Source organism: Bacillus sp. CH_70 (assembly GCF_038007045.1).
Classification (GTDB): Bacteria; Bacillota; Bacilli; order Bacillales; family Bacillaceae_G; genus Bacillus_A; species Bacillus_A cereus.
Window position 1 is genome coordinate 1,226,987 of sequence record NZ_JBBOWL010000001.1, and the last position, 24,298, is coordinate 1,251,284.

Below are 24,298 nucleotides of genomic sequence, written 5' to 3' on the forward strand. Positions count from 1 at the left end.
ATTGTACTTAAGTAGAGATATTTAAAGGAGGGCTTAAAGAATGTCTGAACAAAACAAAGCGAAAGCATTACCAGATCGCAACGAGATTGAAGAAGCAAGTACGTGGCGATTAGAAGATATTTTCCAAACGGATGCAGAATGGGAAAAAGAATTCCAGGCTATTAAAGAGCTATTACCGAAGTTAACTGAATTTAAAGGGAAACTTGGTGACTCTGCGGACAATTTACTTGAGGCATTGCAATATGAAGATGAAATTTCAATGCGATTAGGTAAGCTATATACATATGCTCATATGCGTTACGATCAAGATACAACAAACTCTGTATATCAAGCATTAAATGATCGCGCAACAAATTTATATTCACAAGTATCTAGTAGCACAGCGTATATTGTGCCTGAAATTTTATCGATTTCAGAAGATACAATGCAAACATTCTTGAAGGAAAATAGAGATTTAAGTGTATATGAACATGCATTAGAAGAAATTACACGTCAACGCCCGCACGTATTATCAGAAGCTGAGGAGGCTTTATTAGCGGAAGCATCTGAAGTAATGAGTTCATCAAGCAATACATTCGGTATGTTGAATAACGCGGATTTAAAATTCCCATCTATTAAAGGTGAAGACGGAGAAGAAATAGAAATTACACATGGCCGTTACATTCAGTTTTTAGAAAGTGATGATCCTCGTGTTCGCGAAGATGCATTTAAAGCTGTATATGAAACGTATGGGAAATTTAAAAATACATTCGCAAGTACGTTAAGTGGAGCAGTAAAACGTAATAATTTCAATGCGCGTGTTCGTAAATATGATTCTGCTCGCCAAGCTGCACTGAGCAATAATAATATTCCGGAAGCAGTATACGATCAACTCGTTGAAACGGTAAATGACAACTTACATTTATTACACCGTTACATCGATATTCGTAAGCGTGCATTAGGACTTGATGAGCTTCATATGTATGATTTATATACACCACTTGTACCAGAAGTGAAAATGAATGTGAAATACGAAGAAGCACAAGACCTTTTATTAAAATCTTTAAACGTACTTGGTGATGAATATGTTGATATTTTGAAAGAGGCATATGAAAATCGCTGGGTAGATGTGTATGAGAATAAAGGAAAACGAAGCGGGGCATACTCATCTGGTGCATATGGAACAAATCCGTATATTTTAATGAACTGGCATGATAATGTAAATAACTTATTTACACTTGCTCATGAGTTTGGTCATTCGGTGCATAGTTACTATACAAGAAAAACACAACCGCACGTATATGGTGATTATTCCATCTTTGTAGCAGAAGTGGCATCTACTTGTAATGAAGCGCTTCTAAATGATTATTTATTAAAAACGACAGAAGATAAGAAAGAGCGTCTATATTTATTAAATCATTATTTAGAAGGGTTCCGTGGTACTGTATTCCGTCAAACGATGTTTGCAGAGTTTGAACATATTATTCATAAGAAAGTACAAGAAGGACATGCTGTTACGCCAGATATGCTAACGGAAATCTACTATGATTTAAATAAGAAATATTTCGGTGACGCTTTAGTAATCGACGAAGAGATTGGTTTAGAATGGTCTCGTATTCCACACTTCTACTACAACTATTACGTATATCAATACGCAACAGGATTTAGTGCAGCGACTGCTCTATCTAAACAGATTTTAGAAGAAGGACAACCAGCAGTAGAACGTTATATTAACGAGTTCTTAAAAGCAGGAAGCTCTGATTATCCAATTGAAGTGCTGAAAAAAGCAGGAGTAGATATGGCATCTCCTGAACCAGTAAAAGAGGCACTACAAGTATTTGAAGAGAAATTAAATGAATTAGAAGCATTATTATTTGAAGAAAAGTAATGAAAAAAGACGAGGGATTGTATCCTCGTCTTTTTTTGAATAGATTAAATGTCGATATATGTCGAAAAAACAAGATGGATTTCTTTGTTTTTTCTAACTGAAAGGATAGTTTTACGGCTGATTTTTGAAATTAAAACCCTTTGAATCGTTTTTTATGATTGAAATAAGAGAGAGTGATAACAATGATTCCGAATAAAAGAGGTAAGGCAATAATTTTAGGAAAAGCTTGTAGTAGAGAGAGGATGTACAAGAAAAAAGAAACGATGACAGCTAGAAAGAGAAGAGCAATATAAGATTTTTTCATAAATAAACCCCCTAAATGACCTTTTTTATAGCTTATTCAAAAATGAAAACGTTTAGAATGTGACAAAAGTGTGAAATTCGACAAAAGGGGTTGTCATCTGACGTCGAATCTTGTAATATAATAAGCGTGAACGAATTCACATACAAACATATACCCCTTTGTTTGAACGTGAAAATTTCTCCCATCCCCTTTAATATTTTTATAAGCCGTAAAGAAGAAGACCTGGTGTTTACACCAGGTCTTTTTCTTTTGCTATCCATTTCCAATAACGTTGGCATTTTACTTCTATCATTTGTACTTTTCGTTTCAGTTGTAATTTTTTAAGTTCGCGCTCAATTTCTTGTTGCGAACAGTCATAAATAAATGCTACTTCTTTTGAAGATATAAATTGTGTTGCTTCTAGTAGCGCTTCTAAAGGTGGTAATGGTTCTGGCTCAATTTCACATTTTACAAGTTCTTTCAATAATTGTACGTATACATCGTAGGAATAATTTCCAGCGATTTTAATACCTTCTTCATCTGAGTTCGCATGAAAAAAGACGAGGGAGGGTATTTCTGTAATATGCATTTCATTCGTGAATTTCAAGTCACATTGGAAAGCTTTTTTTGCACTAGCAGAATGTAGATCTTTTTTAAATTCTTCTACATCAATATTGCTATCTTTCGCACATGCAAGTAATAGTTCGCAGTCAGGGCTTGATGCATTTTCAAGGAAAATGTATTCTTGGAGTTTTCGCAAAAACTTCGAACCTGCTTTTCGGCCTTGCAACTCCGCTGCCTTAATTGCCATCGAAACTAAATATGGTGTTGACGATGCTTCTTGCATATGTACCTTTCCATCGCATGAAAAACCTTGTAAACTTGTTGTCTTTTCCCACACAAATCGAATATTAGCAGGTTTATTCCATTTGTGTGAGGAAGCGTTCGTTCCATCCACTTTTCCTGTTACGATATGACGAATAGAGAAGTATTTCCCGTATTCAAGCCATAGTTTAATAATAAAAGGCTCAATTTCCCAGCAATCTTTACAAAGTGGATCAATAAATAAATATGCTTCTACAGACTTATGCTCACATGCGGAAGGAGATGGCATATTTATATGCTTTGCTTCCTGCTTATCCATTACACTTCACCTGTTTCGTTTGGAGTATTAACCATATGCTGAGCGGTTAATGCTAAACGTTCAAAGACAAACTCTCTTATATGACCATGCACTCCAGTATCATCCATTGCTTGCTCCATGCATGATAGCCAAGCCTCTGCTCGTTTTGGAGTAATCTCAAACGGAAGATGGCGTGCTCTTAACATAGGATGACCATGTTCTTCAGTGTACAAATTAGGACCACCTAAATATTGTGTTAAAAATTGCTTCTGCTTCCTAGCGGTTTCTGTTAAATCTTCCGGGAAGATGGGAGATAAGTCAGGGTGTTTACTGACATAGGAATAAAATGTATCTACTAATATTGCAATGCATTGTTCACCGCCAATTGCTTCAAATGGTGTCATCGGTTGCTTGCTCATCCTTTATAAACTCCTTTTTCCATGAAATGTATATCTATTGTAGCAATGGAATGTTCGAGAGGGCAAATAAACAGCCTTTTCAAAGATTCTTTGCTTATTCTACGGGTGTAAACTTTTTTAGTGAGATGTATCCACTAGTGAAACATATTCACTAGTGGAATTTTCACTTTAGCGTGCTTTGTTTTGTTTGGCAAGGAAAAAGCGTTTTACTTTGTTATTTGTATGGCGAACAGGTATGTTATGTTGCGTTAATAAATGAATAAATGCAGCTTTTCCTGTTTCTTCATCTTGTACTTCAAATTCAATTTCATAATCATCGTGATTGTAATAGAAACTATGATCAAAGACAAGCGTTCCGCCTTTAAATAATGTTTCTGCTCTTTCTGTTGTTAAACTACCCATATATGTTAAAGCAGAAACAGGAATTTGTAATTTGTGTAATTGATCTACTACTGCTCCTTGAATGATTGTGTTTGATTCCATCATCATTTTTGCTTCGTCTTCTGTTACGACTTGATGCGTTTCTAATAAACCGATTTCTGCAGGTTGTTTCAACGTTAACGTATAAGTTTCTCCTTTATGACGAATACGAAGTGCAGAGCCAGCTTCTTTTAACGAGAAGTCAGGTGTTTCAAAGTAGTGATTCACTTGTTTCGTAAATGCTTCAATAGAAAACGATTTACATAATGTATCGAATTCTTCTTTTGTAACGATATTTTTGAATTCAATTTCAATTTCTTGTGTCATTGTATAATCTCCTTTTGAAAAATAATTCTTTACACATTATCGCTTTTTCATAAATTTGGTTCAATGTTTTATTTGTTTGCGTCCATGTTATGATACAATAATACTGTTAAGTAAGACAGGAAGTTGAGATGGAGGAGTTAGAGCATGCAAAATAAAATCCAAGTTAAGAGCGTAGAAAAGAGAGAGAATGCTCTTATTTTTTGTGCGGAAAATAGTGAAATAGAGGTAAAGGAGTTAAGTGCACGTAATCACGTACTTGTAGACTCAGACAATTTATCATTTTTATATATCTTAGAAAATGAATCATCTTTCATTTATGTAAGTATTCCGCACACATGCTGGGAAGCAATGCATGAAGCGATGAATAACGATGTGGTTATGTTCGTTAGCGTGAATGACATTGAAATGGAATTAGAAGGATTAAAAGAAGAAGTAGAATATTTAGTTGAAAATATTGAAGGTAATGCAAATTACGGAGAAGAATTAGTAACTGCTGTAGAAAAAGTATTTCTATAAGCAAATGGATTGATTTTGGTGGTGGTTGAAATGAATCGAAATTGGGAAGAATTTTTAGCACCTTACCACCAAGCGGTGGCAGAGCTGAAAGTGAAACTAAAAGGAATGCGTACTCAATTTGCAATGTTAACAGAGCATTCTCCAATTGAGTTTGTAACAGGAAGGGTAAAGTCGGTTGCAAGTATTATTGATAAAGCGGAGAAGAGAAATGTACCGCTAGACCGATTGAGAGAAGATATGCAGGATATTGCTGGGCTTAGAATGATGTGTCAATTTGTTGATGAGATTAAGCCTGTTGTAGAATATCTTCGAAAACGAAATGACTTTGAAATCGTGGAAGAACGTGATTATGTCACGCAAAAGAAAGATAGCGGTTATCGTTCTTATCATGTTGTCATTAGTTATCCTGTTCAAACGATTCAGGGTGAACAAAAAGTATTGGTAGAAATCCAAATACGCACGCTAGCAATGAACTTTTGGGCAACAATTGAGCATTCTTTAAATTATAAATATAGTGGACGTTTTCCTGAAGATATTAAAATACGCTTGCAACGTGCAGCTGAAGCGGCGTTTTTATTAGATGAAGAAATGTCTTCTATTCGTCTTGAAATTCAAGAAGCGCAAAAGGCTTTTTCAAGAAAGCAAGAAACGAAAGATTCCGAATCATAAACTAAAGGGTGTTGGGCGATGAAATTTACAATTATGTCAAAGGGAGATCAATCATCAGATACACTGGCAAGCACGATGAAAGAGTACTTGCTAGATTTTGGATTTATAATGGATGAAAAGGAACCCGATATTGTAATTTCTGTTGGGGGAGATGGAACGCTTTTGTATGCGTTTCATCGTTATTATAATCGATTGGATGAAACAGCATTTGTTGGTGTACATACAGGACATTTAGGTTTCTATGCAGATTGGTTACCGACAGAAGTAGAGAAATTAGTAATTGCGATTGCAAAAACACCATTCCAAGTGGTGGAATATCCGCTTTTAGAAGTTATTATTCGCTATGTGAATGGAAGTAAAGAGTCACAGTATTTAGCGATGAATGAGGCGACTGTAAAAAGTGCAGAAGGTACATTAGTAACAGAAGTAGAAATACGCGGAGAATATTTTGAAACATTCCGCGGGGACGGCCTTTGTATTTCTACTCCTTCAGGAAGTACTGCGTATAATAAAGCGCTTGGCGGAGCAATTATTCACCCATCTATTGAAGCGATTCAAATTGCAGAAATGGCGTCCATTAACAATCGTGTGTTTCGTACTGTAGGATCGCCACTCGTATTGCCGAAGCATCATACATGTGTGTTAAAGCCGGCTGCAGGAATGAACTTACAAATTACAGTGGATCATTTAACAATGGTCCATCAAGATGTGAAATCAATCCAGTATCGCGTAGCAAACGAGAAAGTACGATTTGTTCGTTTCCGCCCGTTCCCGTTCTGGAAACGAGTTCGTGACTCGTTTGTTGCAGATAAATAGAAAGGGTTATATATTTGAACAGATTTACATTGAAATGGGATATAGGGCTGGCTGAAGAGGGAACTTTAGTTAGGGAATTTTTGAAAACGAAAGGTATTTCTAAAGCCGCTTTAACGGATATAAAGTTTCACGGCGGGGCAATTGAAGTAAATAGTCAACATGCGAGTGTTCGTCATCAGTTGCGCGCTGGTGAAGAATTAAGTGTCTTTTTTCCAGTCGAGGAAAGAAGTGAAGGGATGATGGCAGAAGATATCCCTTTATGCATTGTATATGAAGATGATGCGGTTCTTATCATTGATAAAGAGGCGAACATGTCAACGATTCCATCTAGAGAACATCCGGCAGGGAGTGTTGCCAATGCGATTTTATCTCATTATGATAAGCAGCATCTTGCAAGTACAGTGCACATTGTAACACGGTTAGATCGTGATACTTCAGGGCTTATGCTTATTGCAAAAAATCGTTTCGTGCATCATCTTTTATCTAAGCAGCATCAACAAAAAGCTGTGAAACGAACGTATGAAGCAATTGTTCACGGTGAGATGGTAGAACGAGAAGGAATAATTGATGCACCAATTGGTCGGAAATCTGATAGCATTATTGAGCGAACGGTTTGTGAGGATGGACAAAGGGCAGTTACTCATTTTAAAGTAATTGATAGTACATATGATAAGACACATGTAGCGCTGGAGCTTGAGACAGGAAGAACGCATCAAATTCGTGTGCATATGGCTCATATAGGACATCCATTACTTGGTGATAACTTATATGGAGGAAGAAGGGATGAAATGAAACGGCAAGCACTTCATAGTAAATCTTTGACGTTTTATCATCCTATTTTAGAGAAAGAAATGTCTTTCACTATAAAAATTCCAAGCGATATGCAAGAGCTACTTAGGAATGCTTAAAAAAGGAACAAAATTCTTATATTATAAAGAATTTTGTTCCCTTTTTTCTTAGCGGAATAATATTAAAATTTGGTTTTCACCCGTACGCTTTATAACGAAAAATCCACTTTCGGCTTTTGTAGCAATGCCATTGTCATTTGGACGACAATATCCATGAGTTTCGCAAGTGCTGTCATCACGTACTAACATTTGCCCAATTAATCCGACAGGAAGCCACTCGGCGCGATCTTTTCTTGCTACATATTTGCAAGCTGGATCCCATTCTGTATTTAAAAGAGGTTGTATTTCTTCTGTTTCCGTCCATACATATTGGCGTTTCCCAAAGTTATCTGTTTTATAGCGTTTTTGCCAACTTAAAGCCCCGCTATTTCCTATAAGTGCAGGGGTTGCACTAGATATTCCTAAAATGAACGAATCGTGTGAAGTAGCTATCCGAATTTTTTCTTCGCTACTAAATGTAACGAAATAACCGACATCAATAGGTTTATGACCTTCTGTTTCAAACATTTGTGCAAAATCCGTTCCGCTTGCATTGTAAGACGCGCCCTCAATGTACATTTCTCCATTATGGGCAAGCCATTTAGCACCGATATTATGGTCGGTGTCGTTTACACCATTTGCAATAAACCAAGAATAAGCTTCTTCTGCAGTGCCGAAGCGCCCCATAATATGGCTACCTGCAAAATGAGCTGTTGATGTATGATGACCTTCCGCATGAGAAGAGGATCCGTTAGCGATAGTTGCGGTTCCTTCTGCGTGTGCTGCTTCGCCTAAAGCAATCGTCTGTTTACCCTCCGCATGAGAATAAGCACCGCCTGCTGTCGTTTCACTTCCCTCACTATGCGAACTATGTCCAGTTGCTTTTGAGTTTGATCCTTCTGCATGAGAGAAAGAACCTTTTGCGTGCGTTAATAAGCCTTCCGCATGTGCTGCCATGCCTTCCGCATGAGAGTGAAGCCCCTCCGCATATGCATATCGGCCGCCCCTTTTAACTTTTGTATTTTCAGGTGTAGGTGTCTCAATTATGAGTGGTTTTTCAGTTTGTATATCATTCGATGAAGCTAATGCTTCTTTTATTTTTTTTACTTTGTTTATAATAGCAGCTGGAATTTCTGGTTCCACTTTTTTATTTATTGCTACAGAAATATTTTCTTCCGCCTTTTCTTCTGTTTGGTTAGAATGTAGTACCTGTTCATCTTGATTTGAGAGCTGTTTATTTTTTTGTTGCATCTTTATTTTTTTACGATCGATTATGCGGCTCATCACAGCATTTTCTAAAGAGACATATGTTGGTTTTACTTTGCTTTTTTTTGATGACTCTTGTTCTTCCAGTTCTTCTATCGCTGCAGCTCGAATACTACACCAGTTGTTAATTCCGTACATGGGCAGATATAAAGGGGGAAATTTTCTTTTTTGTTTAGAAGATTTTTTCTTCATTCTGTCACCTCCTGCGACATTATATGTAGGGTAATTAAAAAAAGATGCACTTTATTGCATCTTTTTTTAATTACTTTACCTAGTTTTATATGAGATCTGCCTAAATAATGCTAAGTAAGGTAGTTATGAAATTGGACGGAATTTCTCAGCGGCAAAAGGTAACGAAGAAGGGACAGAGATAGTCTCCATTTCAGGATAACGTAATCCGGTTAATTTGCCACCAAATACAGCACCAGTATCAATATTGACTGTCTGATTGACGAATCGAGGTTCTGCTACTGGTGTATGTCCATATACAATCCAAGCTTGCCCCTTGTATTCTTGCGCCCAATCACGACGGACAGGTGAGCCATCGGCATGCTTTTCTCCTGTAATATCGCCATATAATACAAAGGTTTGTACTTTTTTATCTCGTCTTCCTATGTAATCTTGCCGAATCCCAGCGTGACATACGATTACTCTTTTTTCATCTAGTATGTGGTAGAGCGGTGATTGTTCATAAAGAGTGGTAAACTTTTCTTTTATAATGTTTTGCTTATGAGAAGGAAGTGCTTCATATTCAGCAACAGTTGTTTCAAGTCCGTGAGCAACTGTTACATTACGTCCAAGGAAAAATCGATATAGTTTATTACAGTGATTTCCAGGAGCGTAATAAGCTTCTTTTTTATGTATGACAAGTTCCCATACAATTTCGATCATACGTAATGAATGAGGACCACGGTCTGTAATATCGCCAACGAATGCAAGTTTACGTTGGTCAGGGTGAACCGGTAGACCGCTACTCCAGTTATATCCTAGCTTCTCTGTTAAATTTTGAAACTCTTGGAAGCATCCATGAATATCTCCTATAATGTCATATTTCATATTTAAACCTCCATCGTATTTTTCATTAGTATATCTAAAAAAGGATAGAGATAAAAATATAGCGTTTTTTTGTTGTTCATTTAAACATAAAGATTTTCGTTCTTGAGCGAACATTTAAAATGAATCCAATCGCAATCATGTATGTAAGTAGTGAACTTCCTCCGTAGCTCATAAGAGGTAATGTTATCCCTGTAATGGGAAGTAATCCGATTGTCATCCCGATATTTTGGAATACTTGGAAAGTAAACATTCCGATTGTACCAGCGCAAATGTAACTACCGAAAGGGTCATTACTTTCTAAAGCGATATGAATCATTCGAAAAATGAGTAAGAAAAAAAGTGAAATAATGACACTTGCGCCTAGAAATCCAAATTGTTCAGCGACATTAGTGAAAATAAAATCTGTATGTGGTTCTGGAAAATATACTTGTCCATTTTCCCATCCTTTTCCTTGCATTTCTCCGGATCCAGTCGCTAAGAATGCTTGTCTTAATTGATAGCCTTGTGCATCATATTTGTAAGGTGCTAACCATCCGTAGAAGCGATTTAGTTGATATTCTTTTAAAATGTGTGCTTTAAAGAAATCTGTGTGAGTAAAAAAAATATATATTAATGTAGATCCAGCGACGAAAGTACCTGAAACTAATCCGAAAATAAAACGCCATCGTATGCCAGAAACTAGTATCATTGCTGCAAGCATCGCTGAAATGACCATTGTGTTTCCTAAATCTGGTTCTTTTGCAATAAGTAGTAGTGGTGGCAAACTTGTCGCAAATATTTTTCCAAGTAATAAAAAATCGTCACGCACTGTTCTGGAAAAATATTTCTCATTATGATTTGCTATAATTCGTCCAATGACGATAATTAAAAATAATTTCATAATTTCAGAAGGCTGAAAATTTCCGATGCCTGAGAGCCTGTACCAAGCAGTAGCGCCTTTAATTGTAACGGCACCTGGTACTTGAAGTTCTAGTCCTATAAGTAGTACCATTGCAAAGCTATACAAATACCAAGCAATTTTTTGATAACGATCGAAATCGATAATCATAATAACACCAATGGCTATAAATCCAATGAAGTACCATTGGATTTGCTTTAGTACAAAATTGACGTTTTGTAAAAATGGTGGTAAAGAGGCTTGCGCACTTGCAATAGCACAACAACTAACAATCCCAATGGCAAATAAAATAAATAGTAATACGTAGTCTATTTGATATTGAGAATTTGGATCTTTCAATGTAGGTATTCCTTTCTACTGCTCTTTATAGTAATGGATTTTATAGTATGAGAAAGAATGTATGAACTATACGAATGATTCGCATATAGCCCATACACTTTTGATTTTGCAGAGTAGTTTAATTGTTTAACTCTTTAATAATTATATCCAAACAATGGGAAAGACGTACATGTGCGTCAGGAAAAATATCTAGTTGATGAAGATAGTATTTTAAGGAACTTTTACACCATTGGTAAGCACTAAGTAGAGCTGCTCTATAGTCCGTAGTATTTTGTAAAAAGCCATATTCTTTTGCTGTTATAACGAGGTGTGTGAAATCTTCACAACCTTGAAGGAGCTTATTGTGTATTTGTTGTCCAGCATGGTAGCGAAATTGACTTAAAGGCTCAGAAATGTATATTGCATTTCCTTTAGAAAGTAAAGAAATCCATGAGGCCATATCAACACTACAAGAATATTGTCGCTCTTTAAGGGTACCAAAAGGATCAGTGAGCAATTCTTTTCGGAACAAAGTAGTTGTAGGCTCACCGATAATGTTGTGCCCACCTTTTAACATCCAATTACCTAAAAATATCCCGTTTAATGGAGTGTCTTCACTATATAACCTTTGTGTTGGATGGGAATCACCGATTAGATTTCCATGATCATCAATACGTACTCGATAAGAAGTAACAAGAGCAAGATTTTTATTGGGATCTTGCTCAAAATAGGCCATCATTTTTTGTATTTTATGCTTATAAAACACGTCATCGTCCATTAAAAAATTTATATACTCACCATTTGATTTTTCTATGAGCATAAGGTCATTGTGAAATTGTCCTAGAGTAGGGATATTTCGAATGTATGTTATATTTTTATAATTTGGTAAGTATTGTTCGCGTATTAAAGTTGCTGTTTCATCATTTGTACTATCATCTCCGATGATGATTTCAATATTTGAATAAGTTTGTGCCAATGCACTTTCTAGAGCAATTTTGAAATAATGAGGCCGATTATAAGTGGGAATAAGGATGGAAACGAGAGGTGGATTTTTTTCATTCATCATACATAACTTCCTTTCAGAAGCTTTTTTTTGTAAGAACAATATCTTGGTAACTTGTATATTCATTTCTGCCGCACCATAAACCGTAATGCGGCTTATTAATTATTTCTAGGCCGTACTTATTCAATAGATTGCAAATATCTGTCTCAGGATAAGCAACTGCGAAATTCGGAATATCTTTATTTACAACGTAGCAATTTTCGATTCGATGATAAAAACCTAATGTACTTTGTCCTGCATTTAAATAATAGGCCGATTCAGGGTTTATAAGAAAGAATGTAATGAAACATCTCCCGTCTTTTTTTAATACACGTACAATTTCAGATACGTAATGTTCTAATTCTTTTGGGAGAAGATGTGTAAATACAGAAGTTAAAAAGATAAAATCGAATGTTTCGTCTTCATAGGGAAAACGATATTGAGAGGCATCTTCTTTTCCTTCCGGATTATAGAATTGATTGTATATGTCAACATGTTCAAAGTGAAAATTATTACGCATAGTTGAAATGTTATTTTGACACCAAATAATTCCATCTTTAAACAAATCAAATCCATAATACGCTCCATCATCATTTAAGTAATTCAATAATGGTACAGCCATTCGGCCGACGCCGCAGCCTACATCTAATACTTTTTCATTTGATTTTAAAGCGCCAATTTGAATAAAATACTTTAGGAACTCTTTTCCAACTTTTTTGAAGTCGCCACCTACATATTGGACGAGTTCAGGAGGGGGGAGTAAAGTCATTTCTTTGTTAAGTTCGCTCATGAGTATACCCCTTTCTTGTATGAGAAGATGCAGTAAATCTATTAATAAAATTTTCAATTTGTAGTGAGAGAACACAGGAAAACAATTGTTATATGTAAGGAGATTCCGAAAAAGAATACTTAATTGGATTAGAAGTGAGAGAAGGATGAGTGAAAATAGAATCTCCTATAGATTAAATCTTTTTTTATTCTTTTCTCCAATAAACGCCAAATACATCAATTTTAGTAATAGGGGCTTTTAAATTCCGTTGATTTCTAAAGTCTGTCACAGCCTCAGCGCATGGCGGTAGCCCGTAGTCATCGATAATTATATAGCCACCTTTAGAAACTTTATCATATAAGTTCACGAGACCATCCATTGTGGATTCGTACATATCACCATCAAGCCGTGCAATTGCTATTTTTTCAATTGGTGCTGTTGGTAAAGTATCTTTAAACCAACCTTTTAAAAATTTCACTTGATCATTTAGTAAATCATATTTTTTGAAATTCTCTTGTACTTGTTCTAAAGAGACGCGTAAGTAATCGAATGTGTGTAAATAATCACCGTAATCTTTTGGATATTGTTCTAGATTCGGTGCTGGCAAACCTTCAAATGAATCTGCGACCCACACGTTACGATTCGTAATGTTGTTTGCTTGTAAAAAACCATTCATAAAAATGCATGATCCTCCGCGCCATACACCTGTTTCAATAAAATCTCCTTCTATATTTTCACGAACAACGGTTTCCATTGCCTCTTGTAATTGGTTCATACGTTCTCGACCAATCATGCTATGTGCTGCTCTTGGCCAATCCATTCCATCATGACGTTCACTTTTTGAAACATTTGGTTTTACAATTTTTAAGTTATGGTTTTCAGCATATTGCTTAATGAATAAAGGGAGGGGGACTGTAACTGGTTCGAATTCTAGTTCTTTCGAAATATGTAGAGATGCGGGTAAGTATGCCTCATATTCCAACCATATTTCAAATAAAATTGTCTTCTTTAGCAATTCGAGATAAAGCTGAATAGCAGATTTACTTTCCATATTTGTGCCTCCTGCAAAATGTCATACAACAATATGATTATGTAGATAGCGAATGTTTCATGATTGAATTTAAAATTGAAAAAGCAGTAAAACTGATAACAGTTTTACTGCTAAGTAAAAAATTAAGCAACTTTTTCAATAATAATAGATGCATTTGTACCAAGAGCCAATGATAGCCCAAGTCCTGTAACGATTACTTCAACTAATGATGGAGTTGTCGTAATTTGCGTAATTGCTTGAACAACGATAGGTGCTCCAACTGAGATTAAAGTAGCCCCAGTACCTGGTACAGATACCCCATTTACTTGGATTGTAAGCCCCCCTAATACACTTATTGCCGCAGTATATACGATAACAGTGATTTTATAGAATCCAGTTTCAGCAATAACGAAAGTATCAGCATCTAATTGAGAAATTGCTGTACCAAACTGAGATCCAACAGTATTAAATGGTACTGGAGCATTAAGTCCAAGATCTAAAGAAATTCCAGCGGAGTTAAATGCATACAATCCTGCTGGAAGTCCTAGTCCGGATGGTCCAGTCGGTCCAGTCGGTCCAGTAGCCCCAGTAGGCCCGGTAGGTCCAGTAGCTCCAGTGTCACCAGTAGGCCCGGTAGGTCCAGTAGCCCCAGTGTCACCAGTAGGCCCGGTAGGTCCAGTAGCCCCAGTGTCACCAGTAGGCCCGGTAGGTCCAGTAGCCCCAGTGTCACCAGTAGGCCCGGTAGGTCCAGTAGTCCCAGTGTCACCAGTAGGTCCAGTAGGTCCAGTAGGCCCGGTAGGCCCGGTAGGTCCAGTAGGCCCGGTAGGCCCGGTAGGTCCAGTAGGCCCGGTAGGTCCAGTAGGTCCAGTAGGCCCAGTAGGCCCAGTCGGAAGGGTAAACGGTGGTATCGGTGGTAAAGTAGGTCCTACAAGATTAGGGTCAAATGCACTAGCTGATAAAGATTCATCGGGATTTAATCCATTTGAATAATTATTATTTGACATAAATTCACCTCCATAAAGCGTTCATTATATAGTAGATGCAAAACCGAAAGAAAATGACACGGACATTTGAATTATTGAAAAGAAATCTTAAACTGCTTGAACAATTTAAAAAAATGGAAAGTTTAGTATATGTATAACATATGATTGATTTGGAAGAGGGTGATTATGTTGAACAAGCAAGGAATTACAATTAGTTTATGTATGATTGTTCGAGATGAGGAGGAGACAATAGCCCGTTGTTTAGACACAGTTGAGAAAATTGTGGATGAAATTATAGTAGTTGATACAGGTTCCGTCGATCGAACGAAAGAAATCGTAGAGAAATACACTTCTAACATATATGATTTCCAGTGGATTGATGATTTTGCGGCAGCAAGAAATTTTTCTTTTTCAAAAGCGACGCAAGAGTATATATTGTGGCTAGATGCAGATGACGTATTATTAGAAGATGCTCAAGAAGCATTGAAACTTTTAAAAAGAGAATTAGATCCTAAAATTGATGCTGTTTCGATGCCTTATCATCTTGCGATGGATTCTAACGGGAAACCTTTATATTGTACAAAAAGAAATCGACTTGTAAAGCGTGAAAAACAATTCCAATGGTTTGGAAAGGTTCATGAGTATTTAGCTATTTCTGGTGAGGTTTTTAGTAGTAATGTTGCTATTACACATAAAAAAGAAAAAAAAGTAACAAATCGTAATTTGAAAATTTTTCAAAATACTGTAGCGGCAGGAGAAGAATTGAGTCCAAGAGATTTATTTTATTACGCAAATGAATCTACGGATAACCAAAAATATGATGATGCAGTTCTTCTATATGAAACATTTCTTAATCAAGACGAAGGATGGTATGAAGAAAAAATTTATGCATGTGGTAAGTTAGGAGATTGCTATGCAAAGCTCGGAATGTGGGAGAAGGCAATCGAATCTTGTGTGAAGTCGTTTCGGTATGGCGTCCCTAGAGGAGAGAATTGTACAAGAATAGGATATATATATATGGAACAAGAAAAATATAATGAAGCGATATTTTGGTTTAAACTTGCAACGGAAGTACCAATGGAAACGGAGAGTCCTTTCCATAGTCCAGCTAGCTACACATGGCTACCCTATTTACAAATGTGTATTTGTTATAGCAGGTTAGGGGAGCAGGATAAAGCGTATTATTACAATGAATTAGCAGCTTCTTATGTTCCGAATAATGCTGCAATTGAATATAACCGTAAATATTTTCGGGGAGTTTTTGATAAACCATATAAAGTGTAATAGGTTTCGTTTTTTAGAAATGATTTATCGTTATTCTAACTCTAATAGATTGGTTATATATTAGAGTATCAGTAACGTAACCAATATAAATAAAAGGTTTTATACTACTATTTTTGGGCTAATAATCAGTGGGGGATGAACAAAATCTGCACTTTATAGAATTCATATGAGATTTATATTTCTAATTCAATTTGCATAAGGAGTGTGTGAAATGAGTCGCGAAAAAAGTTCTTTATATGAAGAAAAATCCGAGCATTATTATAATGCAGCGAATCCGAATTTATTAAAGCATATAAAAAAGGAATGGAAAGAAGTTCTTGATATTGGTTGCTCAAGCGGTGCATTGGGAGCAGCTATTAAAGAAAACGGTACACGTGTATCAGGAATTGAGGCATTTCCAGAGGCGGCAGAAAAAGCGAAGGAAAGACTAGATCATGTTATGTTAGGGGATATAGAAAAAATAGATCTTCCTTATGAGGAGGGGCAATTTGATTGCGTCATATTTGGGGATGTATTAGAGCATTTATTTAATCCATGGGCTGTAATAGAAAAAGTAAAGCCATATATAAAGCAAAATGGTGTGATTTTAGCAAGTATACCAAACGTTGCTCATATTTCAGTATTAGCTCCCTTGCTTGCTGGAAATTGGACGTATACAGAATATGGTTTATTAGATAAAACACATATTCGTTTCTTTACATTCAATGAAATGCTAAGAATGTTTTTAAAAGCAGGATATTCAATTAGTAAAGTAGATCGTGTATATGTTGATCATAAAATGTATGAGCCACTTATTGAGGAGTTATATGGAATTTGTAAAAAATATCGTCTTGGAAGTGGCTTCATGGCTGAGACAGTTGTATTTCAGTATATTATTGAAGCTGAAAAATCACAATTATGAGTGCTGCAGACAAAACAATATTATTTGTTACATGTATAAATGATCGGAAATTGTATGCAAACTGCGTGCGACATATATTGCAATTGTTAGTACCGCCAGGATATATTGTCCAATTTATGCCGATTCGAAATGCGAAAAGTATGACGAGTGGATACAATCAAGCCATTTCGCATCCAGCAAAGTATAAAGTGTATATACATCAAGATGTTTTTATTATAAATAGAGCCTTTTTATACGGATTACTTCAATTATTTGAGGAACATGAACATCTTGGTATGATTGGGATGGTTGGAGCGCAATATGTTCCTCCAACTGGTGTATGGAACGAAGGGCGTGGAATTGTAGGAAAGGTCATTGGTTATATGAATGATTTGTTTTATATGGCAAGTTTAGAACAACCGTATCATGAATCAAAAACATTTATTCCTGTAGAATGTATTGATGGTTTATTAATGGCGACACAATATGATGTTCCGTGGCGAGAAGACTTATTTGACGGATTTGATTTTTATGATGTATCTCAATCGTTTGAATTTAAAAAAGCAGGATATACAGTTGGTGTACCTGTACAGCGCGATGCTTGGTGTATCCATTATCATTTTGATGTGAATATGACGAACTATGAAAAGTATCGAAAAATATTTGTGGAACACTATATGTCAGATGTAAATAAGGAAGAATAAAAGGGGGGACAAAAATGAAAGATCATACAATATTAGTCGTTGTTTGTGTAAATAATGAGGAGCTTTTCAAACAATGTGAGAGCCAAATAAGAAACATTTTTGTTCCCCCTGGTTATGTCGTACAAATTTTTCCGATACGAGATGCACAAAGTATGGCGAGTGCATACAACCGAGCCCTTTCATATCCAGCGAAATACAAAGTGTATATACATCAAGATACATATCTTATTAATCGAGACATGTTTTCTACACTTATATCTCTTTTTAAAGAAAATGAAAAGCTTGGTTTAATAGGAGTCGCTGGAGCTCAGTTTTTACCGAATAACGGGATATGGTGGGAAGGAAAAAATTTAGTAGGGAAAGTGATTGAGTACAGAAGACAGAATTATCAATTATTAAATTTAGATCAGGTTTTTTATGGTAATCAACCATTTTTTTCAGTTCAGGCAATTGATGGTTTATTCATGGCAACGCAGTATGATATTCCGTGGCGAGAAGATTTGTTTCAAGGGTTTCACTTTTATGATGTGTCACAGTCTTTAGAGTTTCAAAGGGCTGGTTATTTAATCGGTATCCCAAATCAAGCAAATTTATGGTGTATTCATTACAACGGGGATGAGTTTGATGCGGATACATATGAGAAGTACCGGAAAGTGTTTGTAGAACATTACAAAGATATATTATCTCCATCATAAAGGAGAGATGCAAAGTGAAAGGAATTATTTTAGCAGGTGGTACTGGATCTAGATTATATCCAATAACGAAAGTAACGAATAAACATTTACTTCCTGTTGGTCGGTATCCGATGATTTATCATGCGGTATATAAGCTAAAACAATGTGATATTACAGATATTATGATTATTACAGGTAAAGAGCATATGGGGGATGTTGTTAGCTTTTTAGGAAGCGGTCATGAATTTGGCGTGTCCTTTACGTATCGTGTGCAAGATAAAGCAGGCGGTATTGCACAGGCGTTAGGGCTTTGTGAAGATTTCGTCGGGAATGATCGTATGGTAGTTATATTAGGGGATAATATTTTTTCAGATGATATTCTTCCGTATGTTAAAGAGTTTGCAAATCAAAAAGAAGGTGCGAAAGTGCTATTGCAATCTGTAGAAGATCCCGAAAGATTTGGCGTAGCAAATATTCAAAACCGAAAAATAGTTGAAATTGAAGAAAAGCCGAAAGAGCCGAAAAGTTCTTATGCGGTTACGGGAATTTATTTGTATGATTCGAAAGTCTTTTCTTATATTAAAGAATTAAAACCTTCTGCACGGGGAGAACTTGAAATTACAGATATAAATAATTGGTATTTAAAACGAGGGGTACTTACTTATAATGAAATGAGCGGCTGGTGGACTGATGCGGGAACTCATGCTTCGCTTCAAAAGGCGAATACGTTAGCACGGGGTATTAATTTTGGGAAACAGTTTAACGGAGAATAGGTGAGAATATGAAAGTTGTAGAAACAAATTTTACCGATGCAAAATTGTTAGAACCGAGGTTGTTTGGAGACGAGCGTGGCTTTTTTTCAGAGAGCTATAATAAGCAGGTGCTAGAAACATTAGGGATAACGTATTCATTTGTACAGGATAACGTATCTTATTCGGCTAAGGCAGGAACGATTCGGGGACTACACTTTCAAAAAAAACCGAAAGCACAAACGAAACTCATTCAAGTTATGCAAGGGGCAATTTATGATGTTATCGTTGATTTACGAAAAAAATCACCAACATTTAAACAATGGAAAGGATATATTTTAAGTGCAGATAACCATCGGCAGTTACTAGTGCCAAAAGGATTTGCGCATGGATTTTGCACGCTTGTCCCGCATACTATCGTTATGTATAAAGTAGATGAATATTATAGCGCAAAGCACGACTCTGGATTACTTTGGGAAGATAAAGATTTAGCAATTCCTTGGCCAGTAACAGATCCTATATTGTCCGATAAGGATCAGATATTGCCATTACTAGAGGAATATGAAGATAGTTTTTAAGTAGGAGAGTTGTTTATGAATATATTAGTAACAGGTGGGGCTGGATTTATTGGAAGTAATTTCGTTCATTACATGCTACAAAGTTATGAATCATATAAAATTATTAATTACGATGCATTAACATATAGCGGGAATTTAAATAACGTAAAATCTCTTCAGAATCACCCGAATTACTCTTTTGTAAAAGGAGAAATTCAAAATGGAGAGCTGTTAGAATACGTTATAAAAGAGCGAGACGTACAAGTGATTGTAAATTTTGCAGCTGAATCACATGTGGACCGTAGTATTGAAAATCCGATTCCTTTTTATGATACAAATGTAATTGGGACGGTCACTTTATTAGAACTAGTTAAAAAATATTCGCATATAAAACTTGTGCAAGTATCAACGGATGAAGTGTATGGCTCTTTAGGGAAAACAGGGAAGTTTACAGAGACAACACCGTTAGCTCCAAATAGTCCATATTCTTCAAGTAAGGCGAGCGCGGACATGATAGCTTTATCTTACTATAAAACATATCAATTACCAGTTATAGTAACGCGTTGTTCTAACAATTATGGGCCGTACCAGTATCCCGAAAAATTAATTCCGTTAATGGTTACGAATGCACTGGAAGGAAAAAAACTACCGTTATATGGTGATGGTTTAAATGTAAGAGATTGGTTACATGTAACAGATCATTGCAGTGCGATTGACGTTGTTTTGCATAAGGGACGTGTAGGAGAAGTATATAATATAGGTGGAAATAATGAAAAAACAAATGTAGAAGTTGTGGAACAAATTATTACTCTTTTAGGAAAAACAAAAAAAGACATTGAATATGTTACAGATCGTTTAGGACACGATCGTCGTTATGCGATTGATGCAGAGAAAATGAAGAATGAATTTGATTGGGAACCGAAATATACGTTTGAACAAGGATTACAAGAGACGGTGAAATGGTATGAAAAGAATAAGGAATGGTGGAAACCACTAAAAGACCAGTAAGGGGCATGTTACATGAAAGAGAGGGTTATCATAACAGGAGCAAACGGTCAATTAGGAAAGCAACTATTTGAAGAGTTAAACTCTGAAGAATATGATATATATCCATTTGATAAAAAGTTATTAGATGTGACAAATATATCTCGAATACAACAAGTAGTACAAGAAATAAAACCACATATAATTATTCATTGTGCTGCCTATACGAAAGTAGATCATGCGGAGAAAGAGCAGGATCTTGCATATAGAATAAATGCAATCGGAGCTCGAAATGTAGCGGTTGCTTCACAATTAGTAGGGGCGAAGCTAGTTTATATTAGTACTGATTATGTATTTCAAGGCGCCAGACCAGATGGATACGGCGAATTTCATAGTCCAGCGCCGATAAATATATATGGAGCCTCTAAGTATGCGGGGGAGCAGTTCGTCAAAGAGTTACATAATAAATATTTTATCGTTCGCACATCGTGGCTATATGGTAAATATGGAAACAATTTCGTGAAAACGATGATGCGATTAGGGAAAGAAAGAGATGAAATATCTGTTGTAGCGGATCAAGTTGGCTCTCCTACGTATGTGGCGGATTTAAATATGGTTATTAATAAGCTCATTCATACTTCTTTATACGGTACATACCACGTATCAAACAGAGGTTCATGCTCTTGGTTTGAATTTGCACAAAAGATATTTTCGTATGCCAATATGAAAGTGAATGTATTACCTGTTTCAACCGAAGAATTCGGGGCTGCGGCTGCGAGGCCAAAATATTCTATTTTTCAACATAACATGCTACGATTAAATGGTTTTTTACAAATGCCGTCTTGGGAAGAAGGATTAGAGCGGTTTTTTATAGAAACCAAAAGTCATTAACAAATTTCTGTTAATGACTTTTTTGTTTGCCTTTAAGCGGTTTTATGGTACTATAATTATAGTATCAGGTACTAATAACAAGTATAAGTATTTCTGGGAGGATATATCATGGAACTATTACAAGGGAAAACATTTGTCGTTATGGGCGTTGCGAACCAAAGAAGTATTGCATGGGGAATTGCTCGCTCTTTGCATAATGCAGGTGCAAAATTAATATTCACATATGCAGGAGAACGTTTAGAAAGAAATGTTCGTGAATTAGCGGACACATTAGAAGGACAAGAATCACTTGTATTACCTTGTGATGTAACGAATGATGAGGAACTTACAGCTTGCTTTGAAACAATTAAACAAGAAGTAGGTACTATTCACGGTGTAGCACATTGTATTGCTTTTGCAAATCGCGATGACTTAAAAGGTGAATTTGTAGATACTTCTCGCGATGGATTTTTACTTGCACAAAATATTAGTGCATTCTCTTTAACAGCTGTAGCAAGAGAAGCGAAGAAAGTAATGACAGAAGGCGGAAATATTTTAACGTTAACATACCTTGGCGGCGAGCGCGTTGTGAAAAATTATAACGTTATGGGTGTTGCGAAAGCTTCATTAGAAGCGAGCGTGAAATATTTAGCGAACGATTTAGGTCAACATGGTATTCGCGTCAACGCTATTTCTGCAGGACCAATTCGTACGTTATCTGCAAAAGGTGTAGGCGATTTCAACTCAATCTTAAGAGAAATTGAGGAGCGCGCACCACTTCGTCGTACAACAACTCCAGAAGAAGTTGGCGATACAGCAGTATTCCTATTCAGTGATTTAGCACGCGGTGTAACAGGAGAAAACATTCACGTTGATTCAGGGTATCATATCCTAGGATAAATATAATATTAATTTTTAAAGGACAATCTCTAAATGCTGAGATTGTCCTTTTTATTTGTTCTGAGAAAGAACGATTTTTAACGAAAGTTCTTACCACGTGATGAATATAACTATAATAGTACACGATTTATTCAGCTACGTATGGAAGTGGGAGGGACGAGTGTGAAGAATAAAAATAAAAGTTCAACAGTTGGAAAACCGTTGTTATATATTGCGCAAGTGAGTTTAGAACTTGCTGCACCGAAAATAAAAAGGATTATCCTGACAAACTTTGAAAATGAAGATCAAAAAGAGCAAAGTAATAGACAAGAAAATATTGTAAGCAGTGCTGTGGAAGAGGTAATAGAGCAAGAACAACAAGAAGAGCAGCAAGTGGAAGAAAAAATAGAAGAAGAGGAAAAAGAAGAACAGCCAGAGCAAGAACAGCAAGAGCCAGTAAGAACTGTCCCGTATAATAAATCATTTAAGGATATGAATAATGATGAAAAAATTCATTTTTTATTAAACCGCCCTCATTACATTCCGAAAGTAAGGTGCAGAATAAAAACAGCTACAGTTTCTTATGTTGGATCGATCATATCGTATCGTAATGGCATTGTATCTATTATGCCGCAAAATAGTATGAGAGATATTAGGTTGTCTATAGATGATATCCAATCGATTAGTATGGCCGGCTTTTAAATATGTAAAGGTGGTAGAATGCTTCTACCACCCCAATAGTTTTTTAGTTTACTTTACGATAGAAACGTCGCGTAAGCATTGAATCGCACAGAAACAGCTTAAGTCAACAGTAAGGCAAGTAGTTGTCGATATTAATCTTGCATTTGGTACAGCTAAAAACGTACAAATTGGATCGTCACCAGGTGGTACTGGAGTACCGTCACCTAATACTACAGTTAATACACGTAGCACAGCACAGCTATCATCATCTACGCTTTCCACACGGAAAATTGGAGATCGGCAGCTAGTAAGGCTTGCTGATGGTGCAAATGCTTCAAAAGGTTCTCCAGTTTTTGTGTATAAAATAAAAGGGCGTGTATTTGCTACTGATGCAGTATTATGTGCACCTAAGAATGGGATTTCACAACCAGATCCACATGTTGTTGTAGAACAATCTTGTAATTCATTGATGAATTTTACAACGTCAACTACACAATGAGAAGAGCCATGGTGTTTATTTTCGTTACAACTCATTAATGTCACTCCTTATCTTCTTGTTTGTATTTACATTAATAAGATATTGGAGTCGAGGAGATTTGGTCACAATCTCAAGACCTTTTTTTTTAAATAGGCGAAAGAGGATAAGGGAAGGTGGAATTATGCTGTTTACAAGCTGGCTTTTATTTTTTATTTTTGCGTTAGCTGCTTTTAGGCTCACTCGTTTAATTGTATATGATAAAATAACAGCCTTTTTGCGAAGACCATTTATTGATGAATTAGAGATTACGGAGCCGGATGGAAGTGTATCAACGTTTACAAAAGTTAAAGGTAATGGATTAAGAAAGTGGATTGGCGAATTATTAAGCTGTTATTGGTGTACAGGTGTATGGGTTAGTGCTTTTTTATTAGTTTTATATAATTGGATTCCTATCGTTGCGGAGCCGTTACTTGCATTATTAGCCATTGCAGGAGCAGCAGCAATCATTGAAACAATTACAGGATATTTTATGGGAGAATAATATATTTTCATAATACGAGAAAAAGCGGAGTTTAAAAGAATGAGGGAACGGAAATAAAGAGTTGTTCATATAGTAAATAGACAGAATTGACAGTAGAGGAGATGTTTGCTGTGAGCAATAATCCAAGGCAAAATTCATATGACCTGCAGCAGTGGTATCATATACAGCAACAACACCAAGCACAACAACAGGCATATCAAGAACAATTACAACAACAAGGATTTGTGAAGAAAAAGGGATGCAATTGTGGGAAAAAGAAGAACGCAATAAAACAATATGAAGAATGAAACACTCATGCTACTGTGAGTGTTTTTTATTATATATAAAA

Annotated in this window: 29 protein-coding genes; 17 read left to right on the forward strand and 12 right to left on the reverse strand. The window is 36.0% G+C overall.

The genetic code is table 11. The annotated features are described in order from the left end of the window. Nucleotides 1-40 precede the first annotated feature (40 nt). On the forward strand, nt 41-1,867 hold the full coding sequence (gene pepF, locus N2V79_RS06260) for an oligoendopeptidase F (RefSeq protein WP_089170608.1): 1,827 nt from the start codon (nt 41-43) through the stop codon (nt 1,865-1,867). Between the two features lie 130 nt (nt 1,868-1,997). Here pepF and N2V79_RS06265 read toward each other — a convergent pair whose 3' ends face one another. The 4 genes from N2V79_RS06265 to N2V79_RS06280 form a co-directional block, all read right to left on the reverse strand. Further along, entirely contained in the window at nt 1,998-2,171 is a 174-nt protein-coding gene (locus tag N2V79_RS06265) for a hypothetical protein (RefSeq protein ID WP_000750354.1), read from the reverse strand. A 229-nt stretch (nt 2,172-2,400) separates the two neighbouring features. Continuing rightward, nucleotides 2,401-3,294 (reverse strand): ClpXP adapter SpxH family protein, encoded by an 894-nt coding sequence (locus tag N2V79_RS06270; RefSeq protein WP_340719710.1) that lies wholly within the window; start codon nt 3,292-3,294, stop codon nt 2,401-2,403. Then, complete coding sequence (locus N2V79_RS06275; RefSeq protein ID WP_000043386.1) at nt 3,294-3,692, reverse strand: globin domain-containing protein; 399 nt, start codon at nt 3,690-3,692, stop codon at nt 3,294-3,296. The genes N2V79_RS06270 and N2V79_RS06275 overlap by 1 nt, the downstream gene beginning before the upstream one ends. A gap of 168 nt (nt 3,693-3,860) precedes the next feature. Then, entirely contained in the window at nt 3,861-4,439 is a 579-nt protein-coding gene (locus tag N2V79_RS06280) for a CYTH domain-containing protein (RefSeq protein WP_000191118.1), read from the reverse strand. Between the two features lie 144 nt (nt 4,440-4,583). Here N2V79_RS06280 and N2V79_RS06285 point away from each other — a divergent pair, with 144 nt between their 5' ends. From N2V79_RS06285 to N2V79_RS06300, 4 genes are read left to right on the forward strand one after another with little or no spacing between them, the layout of a single operon-like run. Continuing rightward, nucleotides 4,584-4,955, forward strand: coding sequence for a UPF0738 family protein (locus N2V79_RS06285; protein WP_001180005.1), 372 nt, complete (start codon nt 4,584-4,586; stop codon nt 4,953-4,955). 30 nt (nt 4,956-4,985) lie between these two features. Beyond that, entirely contained in the window at nt 4,986-5,624 is a 639-nt protein-coding gene (locus N2V79_RS06290) for a GTP pyrophosphokinase (RefSeq protein ID WP_001081482.1), read from the forward strand. A gap of 18 nt (nt 5,625-5,642) precedes the next feature. Then, on the forward strand, nt 5,643-6,440 hold the full coding sequence (locus N2V79_RS06295; RefSeq protein WP_000673190.1) for an NAD kinase: 798 nt from the start codon (nt 5,643-5,645) through the stop codon (nt 6,438-6,440). A 14-nt stretch (nt 6,441-6,454) separates the two neighbouring features. Further along, on the forward strand, nt 6,455-7,348 hold the full coding sequence (locus tag N2V79_RS06300) for an RluA family pseudouridine synthase (RefSeq protein ID WP_340719711.1): 894 nt from the start codon (nt 6,455-6,457) through the stop codon (nt 7,346-7,348). A 48-nt stretch (nt 7,349-7,396) separates the two neighbouring features. Here the strand turns inward: N2V79_RS06300 and N2V79_RS06305 are convergent, their stop codons facing one another. The 7 genes from N2V79_RS06305 to N2V79_RS06335 form a co-directional block, all read right to left on the reverse strand. Beyond that, nucleotides 7,397-8,785: a peptidase G2 autoproteolytic cleavage domain-containing protein gene (locus N2V79_RS06305; protein ID WP_075719009.1), complete on the reverse strand. Its 1,389-nt coding sequence runs from the start codon at nt 8,783-8,785 to the stop codon at nt 7,397-7,399. Nucleotides 8,786-8,908: 123 nt separating this feature from the next. Next, entirely contained in the window at nt 8,909-9,649 is a 741-nt protein-coding gene (gene prpE, locus N2V79_RS06310) for a bis(5'-nucleosyl)-tetraphosphatase PrpE (RefSeq protein WP_340719713.1), read from the reverse strand. A gap of 76 nt (nt 9,650-9,725) precedes the next feature. Continuing rightward, entirely contained in the window at nt 9,726-10,886 is a 1,161-nt protein-coding gene (locus N2V79_RS06315; RefSeq protein WP_053565012.1) for an FtsW/RodA/SpoVE family cell cycle protein, read from the reverse strand. Between the two features lie 118 nt (nt 10,887-11,004). Then, on the reverse strand, nt 11,005-11,931 hold the full coding sequence (locus N2V79_RS06320) for a glycosyltransferase family 2 protein (RefSeq protein WP_071731617.1): 927 nt from the start codon (nt 11,929-11,931) through the stop codon (nt 11,005-11,007). Nucleotides 11,932-11,944: 13 nt separating this feature from the next. After that, a complete protein-coding gene (locus N2V79_RS06325) occupies nt 11,945-12,697 on the reverse strand; it encodes a class I SAM-dependent methyltransferase (RefSeq protein WP_340719714.1) in 753 nt (250 codons plus the stop codon). Between the two features lie 184 nt (nt 12,698-12,881). Beyond that, nucleotides 12,882-13,727, reverse strand: a complete 846-nt coding sequence (locus tag N2V79_RS06330) for a TylF/MycF family methyltransferase (RefSeq protein ID WP_064532909.1) — start codon at nt 13,725-13,727, stop codon at nt 12,882-12,884. A 122-nt stretch (nt 13,728-13,849) separates the two neighbouring features. Beyond that, nucleotides 13,850-14,710 (reverse strand): BclA C-terminal domain-containing protein, encoded by an 861-nt coding sequence (locus N2V79_RS06335; protein WP_340719715.1) that lies wholly within the window; start codon nt 14,708-14,710, stop codon nt 13,850-13,852. A gap of 165 nt (nt 14,711-14,875) precedes the next feature. On the opposite strand from N2V79_RS06335, the gene N2V79_RS06340 reads away from it, so the two are divergent. From N2V79_RS06340 to N2V79_RS06385, 10 genes are all read left to right on the forward strand, one after another. Beyond that, nucleotides 14,876-15,973: a glycosyltransferase gene (locus tag N2V79_RS06340; RefSeq protein ID WP_064532912.1), complete on the forward strand. Its 1,098-nt coding sequence runs from the start codon at nt 14,876-14,878 to the stop codon at nt 15,971-15,973. 211 nt (nt 15,974-16,184) lie between these two features. Then, the gene (locus N2V79_RS06345) at nt 16,185-16,874 is read left to right on the forward strand and encodes a class I SAM-dependent methyltransferase (RefSeq protein WP_064532914.1); all 690 of its coding nucleotides are present in this window, start codon (nt 16,185-16,187) and stop codon (nt 16,872-16,874) included. Continuing rightward, nucleotides 16,871-17,557 (forward strand): glycosyltransferase family protein, encoded by a 687-nt coding sequence (locus tag N2V79_RS06350; protein WP_064532916.1) that lies wholly within the window; start codon nt 16,871-16,873, stop codon nt 17,555-17,557. Before N2V79_RS06345 ends, N2V79_RS06350 begins: the two co-directional genes overlap by 4 nt. Nucleotides 17,558-17,571: 14 nt before the next feature. Next, nucleotides 17,572-18,252, forward strand: a complete 681-nt coding sequence (locus N2V79_RS06355; RefSeq protein ID WP_340719716.1) for a glycosyltransferase family protein — start codon at nt 17,572-17,574, stop codon at nt 18,250-18,252. A 14-nt stretch (nt 18,253-18,266) separates the two neighbouring features. Beyond that, the gene (locus N2V79_RS06360; protein WP_071730641.1) at nt 18,267-19,004 is read left to right on the forward strand and encodes a sugar phosphate nucleotidyltransferase; all 738 of its coding nucleotides are present in this window, start codon (nt 18,267-18,269) and stop codon (nt 19,002-19,004) included. A gap of 8 nt (nt 19,005-19,012) precedes the next feature. Continuing rightward, the gene (gene rfbC, locus N2V79_RS06365; RefSeq protein WP_000869417.1) at nt 19,013-19,558 is read left to right on the forward strand and encodes a dTDP-4-dehydrorhamnose 3,5-epimerase; all 546 of its coding nucleotides are present in this window, start codon (nt 19,013-19,015) and stop codon (nt 19,556-19,558) included. A gap of 15 nt (nt 19,559-19,573) precedes the next feature. Further along, nucleotides 19,574-20,545, forward strand: a complete 972-nt coding sequence (gene rfbB / locus N2V79_RS06370) for a dTDP-glucose 4,6-dehydratase (RefSeq protein ID WP_064532919.1) — start codon at nt 19,574-19,576, stop codon at nt 20,543-20,545. 12 nt (nt 20,546-20,557) lie between these two features. After that, entirely contained in the window at nt 20,558-21,412 is an 855-nt protein-coding gene (rfbD, locus tag N2V79_RS06375) for a dTDP-4-dehydrorhamnose reductase (protein WP_000664660.1), read from the forward strand. Nucleotides 21,413-21,520: 108 nt separating this feature from the next. Then, nucleotides 21,521-22,291 (forward strand): enoyl-ACP reductase FabI, encoded by a 771-nt coding sequence (gene fabI / locus N2V79_RS06380; protein ID WP_000421885.1) that lies wholly within the window; start codon nt 21,521-21,523, stop codon nt 22,289-22,291. A 141-nt stretch (nt 22,292-22,432) separates the two neighbouring features. Next, nucleotides 22,433-22,972, forward strand: a complete 540-nt coding sequence (locus N2V79_RS06385; protein ID WP_340719717.1) for a spore coat CotO family protein — start codon at nt 22,433-22,435, stop codon at nt 22,970-22,972. A gap of 48 nt (nt 22,973-23,020) precedes the next feature. On the opposite strand, the gene exsY is transcribed toward N2V79_RS06385, so the two are convergent. Further along, nucleotides 23,021-23,485 carry an exosporium assembly protein ExsY gene (gene exsY, locus N2V79_RS06390; RefSeq protein WP_001277739.1) on the reverse strand — a complete coding sequence of 155 codons (465 nt, stop codon included), beginning with the start codon at nt 23,483-23,485 and terminating at the stop codon, nt 23,021-23,023. 125 nt (nt 23,486-23,610) lie between these two features. Between exsY and N2V79_RS06395 the strand changes: the two genes are divergently transcribed. Both N2V79_RS06395 and N2V79_RS06400 read left to right on the forward strand, forming a co-directional pair. Continuing rightward, nucleotides 23,611-23,970 (forward strand): DUF1360 domain-containing protein, encoded by a 360-nt coding sequence (locus tag N2V79_RS06395; protein WP_000899664.1) that lies wholly within the window; start codon nt 23,611-23,613, stop codon nt 23,968-23,970. 101 nt (nt 23,971-24,071) lie between these two features. Continuing rightward, complete coding sequence (locus N2V79_RS06400; RefSeq protein WP_023521433.1) at nt 24,072-24,257, forward strand: hypothetical protein; 186 nt, start codon at nt 24,072-24,074, stop codon at nt 24,255-24,257. Nucleotides 24,258-24,298 lie beyond the last annotated feature (41 nt).

Excerpts from the sequence above, each read along its gene's own strand:
- N2V79_RS06350 (WP_064532916.1), top strand. The coding sequence starts at position 16,871 with ATGAGTGCTGCAGACAAAACAATATTATTTGTTACATGTATAAATGAT.
- prpE (WP_340719713.1), bottom strand. The coding sequence starts at position 9,649 with ATGAAATATGACATTATAGGAGATATTCATGGATGCTTCCAAGAGTTT.
- N2V79_RS06335 (WP_340719715.1), bottom strand. The coding sequence starts at position 14,710 with ATGTCAAATAATAATTATTCAAATGGATTAAATCCCGATGAATCTTTA.
- N2V79_RS06330 (WP_064532909.1), bottom strand. The coding sequence starts at position 13,727 with ATGGAAAGTAAATCTGCTATTCAGCTTTATCTCGAATTGCTAAAGAAG.
- rfbB (WP_064532919.1), top strand. The coding sequence starts at position 19,574 with ATGAATATATTAGTAACAGGTGGGGCTGGATTTATTGGAAGTAATTTC.
- rfbC (WP_000869417.1), top strand. The coding sequence starts at position 19,013 with ATGAAAGTTGTAGAAACAAATTTTACCGATGCAAAATTGTTAGAACCG.
- N2V79_RS06355 (WP_340719716.1), top strand. The coding sequence starts at position 17,572 with ATGAAAGATCATACAATATTAGTCGTTGTTTGTGTAAATAATGAGGAG.
- pepF (WP_089170608.1), top strand. The coding sequence starts at position 41 with ATGTCTGAACAAAACAAAGCGAAAGCATTACCAGATCGCAACGAGATT.
- N2V79_RS06325 (WP_340719714.1), bottom strand. The coding sequence starts at position 12,697 with ATGAGCGAACTTAACAAAGAAATGACTTTACTCCCCCCTCCTGAACTC.
- N2V79_RS06305 (WP_075719009.1), bottom strand. The coding sequence starts at position 8,785 with ATGAAGAAAAAATCTTCTAAACAAAAAAGAAAATTTCCCCCTTTATAT.
- N2V79_RS06345 (WP_064532914.1), top strand. The coding sequence starts at position 16,185 with ATGAGTCGCGAAAAAAGTTCTTTATATGAAGAAAAATCCGAGCATTAT.
- N2V79_RS06265 (WP_000750354.1), bottom strand. The coding sequence starts at position 2,171 with ATGAAAAAATCTTATATTGCTCTTCTCTTTCTAGCTGTCATCGTTTCT.
- exsY (WP_001277739.1), bottom strand. The coding sequence starts at position 23,485 with ATGAGTTGTAACGAAAATAAACACCATGGCTCTTCTCATTGTGTAGTT.
- rfbD (WP_000664660.1), top strand. The coding sequence starts at position 20,558 with ATGAAAGAGAGGGTTATCATAACAGGAGCAAACGGTCAATTAGGAAAG.
- N2V79_RS06275 (WP_000043386.1), bottom strand. The coding sequence starts at position 3,692 with ATGAGCAAGCAACCGATGACACCATTTGAAGCAATTGGCGGTGAACAA.
- fabI (WP_000421885.1), top strand. The coding sequence starts at position 21,521 with ATGGAACTATTACAAGGGAAAACATTTGTCGTTATGGGCGTTGCGAAC.
- N2V79_RS06320 (WP_071731617.1), bottom strand. The coding sequence starts at position 11,931 with ATGATGAATGAAAAAAATCCACCTCTCGTTTCCATCCTTATTCCCACT.
- N2V79_RS06395 (WP_000899664.1), top strand. The coding sequence starts at position 23,611 with ATGCTGTTTACAAGCTGGCTTTTATTTTTTATTTTTGCGTTAGCTGCT.
- N2V79_RS06295 (WP_000673190.1), top strand. The coding sequence starts at position 5,643 with ATGAAATTTACAATTATGTCAAAGGGAGATCAATCATCAGATACACTG.
- N2V79_RS06285 (WP_001180005.1), top strand. The coding sequence starts at position 4,584 with ATGCAAAATAAAATCCAAGTTAAGAGCGTAGAAAAGAGAGAGAATGCT.
- N2V79_RS06340 (WP_064532912.1), top strand. The coding sequence starts at position 14,876 with ATGTTGAACAAGCAAGGAATTACAATTAGTTTATGTATGATTGTTCGA.
- N2V79_RS06270 (WP_340719710.1), bottom strand. The coding sequence starts at position 3,294 with ATGGATAAGCAGGAAGCAAAGCATATAAATATGCCATCTCCTTCCGCA.
- N2V79_RS06400 (WP_023521433.1), top strand. The coding sequence starts at position 24,072 with ATGTTTGCTGTGAGCAATAATCCAAGGCAAAATTCATATGACCTGCAG.
- N2V79_RS06280 (WP_000191118.1), bottom strand. The coding sequence starts at position 4,439 with ATGACACAAGAAATTGAAATTGAATTCAAAAATATCGTTACAAAAGAA.
- N2V79_RS06385 (WP_340719717.1), top strand. The coding sequence starts at position 22,433 with ATGGAAGTGGGAGGGACGAGTGTGAAGAATAAAAATAAAAGTTCAACA.
- N2V79_RS06290 (WP_001081482.1), top strand. The coding sequence starts at position 4,986 with ATGAATCGAAATTGGGAAGAATTTTTAGCACCTTACCACCAAGCGGTG.